This is a genomic window from Amycolatopsis sp. SID8362 (genome assembly GCF_010550475.1).
In the GTDB taxonomy this organism is placed as follows: Bacteria; Actinomycetota; Actinomycetes; order Mycobacteriales; family Pseudonocardiaceae; genus Amycolatopsis; species Amycolatopsis eburnea.
On sequence record NZ_JAAGNB010000980.1, the window covers coordinates 1 to 3,609 of the forward strand.

The following is a 3,609-nucleotide window of genomic DNA, read 5'->3' on the forward strand; positions in this document are numbered from 1 at the left end:
GACGCGCCGCTGGCCGACCTGGCGGTGGTGTACGCCGGCCGCACGGCGCTTCGGTCGTTCGCGCTCGACGGCCCGGTGCTGGCCGCGGTGATCGCGACGCCGTCGAGCGCCGGCGAGGTCGTGCTCCTCGGCGACGGCGAGCCGCGCGAGCTGACCGACTACTCGAAGCCGTTGCGGGGCAAGGGCATCCGGCCGATGATCGAGCTGGAGACGACCGCGCCGGACGGCTACCCGGTGCACGGCTGGCTGGTGCTGCCCGAGGGCGAGGGCCCGCACCCGGTGCTGCGCGTGATCCACGGCGGCCCGTTCACCCAGCAGGAGTGGGCGGTGTTCGACGAGGCCCAGGTGTACGCGGCGGCGGGCTACGCGGTGGTCGTCGGCAACCCCCGCGGTTCGGCGGGCTACGGCCAGACGCACGGCCACGCGATCACGCACGGCTTCGGCACGGTCGACGTCGACGACGTCCTGGCCCTGCTCGACAAGGCACTGGAGCGCCCGGACCTGGACGCCTCCCGCGTCGGCGTCATGGGCGGTTCGTACGGCGGCTTCATGACGAGCTGGCTGGCCGCCCACCACGGCGAGCGGTTCAAGGCGGCGTGGAGCGAGCGCGCGGTGAATGCGTGGGACTCGATGGTCGGCAGCTCGGACATCGGCTACTTCTTCGTCGACGCGTACGTCGGGGCCGACCCGGAGGTGCAGCGCGACCGGTCGCCGCTTTCCTACGCTTCGCAGATCGAGATCCCGTTCGCGGTGGTCCACTCGGAGCAGGACTGGCGCTGCCCGCTGGAGCAGGCGCAGCGGATGTTCGTGGCTTTGCGGCGGGCCGGGGCGCCGGCGGAGATGCTGCTGTTCCCGGGTGAGGGGCACGAGCTGACCCGGTCGGGCCGTCCGCGGCACCGGGTGCAGCGCTTCGAAGCGGTCCTGGAGTGGTGGGCCCGGCACCTGTAGTGCGCGGGCTGGTCTGCTTCGACGTCGACGGCACCCTCGTGCCGGGCACGAGCTCGTGCGCGTGGGTGGCCGCGGCCCTGGGGCACGAAGCCGAGCTCGTCGCGGCCGAAGCCGCGTACGGCGAGGGCCGCATGACGAACCAGGAGGCGTCGGTGATCGACGCCCGCGGCTGGGCCGGGCACACCGAAGCCGAGGTGCTGGCCCGGCTCGAGACGCTGCCGCTGGTCGCCGGGATCGGCGAGACGGTGGCGTGGTGCCGCGACCACGAGCTGAAGCCGATCCTGACCACGCTCGCCTGGACGCCGGTCGGCAGGCTGCTGGCGCGGCGGTTCGGGTTCGCGGCCTACTGCGGCCCGGTACCCGAGGCCGTCGGCGGCCGCTACACCGGCGAGGTCGCGGCGCACCTGGACGAGTACGGCAAGCGCGACTTCGCGCTGGCCCAGGGCTTCGCGCCGGAACTGTGCGCCGCGGTCGGGGACAGCCGGTCCGACCTGCCGCTGTTCGCCGCCGTGGGGATGAGCATCGGCTTCAACGCGGCGCCCTCGGCCCGGGCCGTCGCGACCCACGTCGTGGACTCCGGTGACCTGCGGGCGATCCTGCCGCTGCTGGAGCGTCAGTTCAGCAGCGTGTAGTTCAGCTCTTCGCAGACCCGGCCCAGCGGGACGTCCAATCCCGGGTGGTCCAGGGGGAGCAGCACGTCCGGCGCGATCGGCAGGGCCGCGCCCGCCGGCGGGTCCCACAGGCAGATCGCCGGGTCACCCGAGTCCATCGACGAGCGGTACCAGAGGCCGTCGAGGTCGCTGAACGCGCCGCGGATCGCGCGGGCCCACGCCTGCGTGAGCTTCTTCGGGCCGCTCGAGATCTCCTGGGATGCGCCGACCCGCGTCGGCCAGAGGCCCGTGAGGTCGAGCAGGCGCAGCGTGCGCGTCGGGCGGACGACGACCAGGCGCGGGCCGCGCGTGCGGCGGTCCACCGTCGAGCTGGTCTGGAAGACCTCGGCGATCGACGTGCGGACCGTGAGGCCGAAGTAGAGGACCCCGTTCGCGGGGTCGGTGACCGGCGCGCCGCCGCGGCCGGGCGGCTGCTGGTCGAACCGGCCGTGCGGGAGCGGGCCGGTGTAGCGGAACGAATTCCACTGCTGGGGGTGGTTGCCGTGCGCCGTGAAAATCCGCACGAGCCTGGTCGCGGGCTGGACCGTCACCACGTCGTCGGCGCGGTTCAGCTGCCGGACCAGGACGGATCGGGCGGGCGGCAGCGGTAGCCGGGCCATGGGTCGGGGGTGGTCCGTCCTTGTCGGTGATCTTGCTCGGGGAGGTCCAGCCTAGAGTGGCGTGCCGAGCGTGGCGATGAGGCGGGCGACGTGGTCCGGATCACCCCCGGACAAGAGCCACTGGCGCGGGGTCGCCGCGTGGTCGTTGATCACTAGGTCCGGTTGCGGTGTGCTCATGAAAGCGGCGACGACGAGCGCGGGCTGGTCCTCGGGCAGCGCCTTCAGCACGACCTCGAGGCCGGGCAGCACGCCCGAGCCGGCGAACTGCCAGGCCGGGAGCTTCCAGCCGCCGTCCTTCCAGCCGGTCAGCCTGCCTTCCTTGAGGCGGTGCCGGATCCGGCTGTCGTCGACGCCGAGGGCCTTCGCGGCCTCGTTGACGCTCAGCGCTCCCTCGGCGAGCACGGCGTGGGCGGCGACGGTCCGGGCCCGGAAGTCCGGTTCGTCCTCCCGCCGGGGCGACAGGTCGAGGCCGACGTCGGTCAGCGCGGCGCGCTGGTCGGCCGAGAAGTAGTGCGAGGGATCCGGGTTCGGTGGGGACAGTCTGCGCGCCGCGTCTTCGACGAGCGTGAGGAACTCGTGCGCGTCGACTTTCAGGCCCGCCTTGGCGAGGATGTTCTCCAGCGCTACAGACATAGGTCTCAGGCTAACCCGAAACAGCGCGCGTGTGCGGGTTCGTGCGGTTTCTTGCCCTATCTGTGGGTGAATTCACCAGAGATCGACACTTACCGCACATCAGGCAACACGTTGAGTAGGCAACTGTCGGTCAGTCTGACCGCATCGGGCGAGCTTGTCCAGACCCGCGGCGTCTTGACACTCCGGACTCGCGGCCCTACGTTCCGTGTGAGTAAACGATTTCCGCTCCGTGCTCACGGGATCCGGCGGTTTCCGCGCCGGTCATGGGGGACACAGGGGGTGGGGCGTGCCTGGGGGGCCCGGCACGAGCCGGCCCCCCGGGCACGTCGCTCCGCCCGCGGGTCAGCGGCGGGAGCTCTTCCGTTCGATCAGCCGGGCTTCGAGCGTCGTCGTGGTCGCGTCGCGGCCGCTGTCGGCGATCCGGGCCAGCAGGAGCTGCGCGGCCACCCGCCCGACCTCGTACGCCGGCTGCGCGACGACCGTGAGCGGCGGGTCGACCAGCGTCGTCCAGGGTGCGTCGTCGAACGAGACGATGCCGACGTGCCGCCCGGGGCGCAGGCCGCGCGCCGCCAGCGCTTCGAGCACGCCGATCGCCATGGTGCTGTTGGCGACGAGCAGCGCGTCCGGCGGCGACGGCTCGTCGAGCAGTTCGAGCGCCGCTAGCCGGGCGCCCTCGGCGCGGTACTCCGCCCGCCGGGACAGGACGTTCGCTTCGCCGACGACGTCGCCGTACCCGGCGAGACGGTCGTCGGCGGTGC

5 protein-coding genes are annotated in these 3,609 nt (G+C 72.7%); 2 read left to right on the top strand and 3 right to left on the bottom strand.

Translation table 11 applies throughout. The annotated features are described in order from the left end of the window. Positions 1–948 (top strand): S9 family peptidase (locus G3I65_RS30805; RefSeq protein WP_160699222.1); only part of this gene is annotated, 948 nt, incomplete at its 5' end. Continuing rightward, complete coding sequence (locus G3I65_RS30810; protein WP_203612556.1) at positions 948–1,580, top strand: haloacid dehalogenase-like hydrolase; 633 nt, start codon at positions 948–950, stop codon at positions 1,578–1,580. The genes G3I65_RS30805 and G3I65_RS30810, both read left to right, overlap by 1 nt. Here the strand turns inward: G3I65_RS30810 and G3I65_RS30815 are convergent. From G3I65_RS30815 to G3I65_RS30825, 3 genes are all read right to left on the bottom strand, one after another. Continuing rightward, positions 1,562–2,218, bottom strand: coding sequence for an RES family NAD+ phosphorylase (locus tag G3I65_RS30815; protein ID WP_086861703.1), 657 nt, complete (start codon positions 2,216–2,218; stop codon positions 1,562–1,564). The two genes, G3I65_RS30810 and G3I65_RS30815, sit on opposite strands and share 19 nt — an antisense overlap. Positions 2,219–2,269: 51 nt before the next feature. Beyond that, positions 2,270–2,851 carry a DNA-binding protein gene (locus tag G3I65_RS30820; RefSeq protein ID WP_125312346.1) on the bottom strand — a complete coding sequence of 194 codons (582 nt, stop codon included), beginning with the start codon at positions 2,849–2,851 and terminating at the stop codon, positions 2,270–2,272. A gap of 342 nt (positions 2,852–3,193) precedes the next feature. Beyond that, positions 3,194–3,609, bottom strand: a 416-nt coding sequence (locus tag G3I65_RS30825; RefSeq protein WP_160699224.1) for a substrate-binding domain-containing protein, incomplete at its 5' end; no start/stop codon positions are given.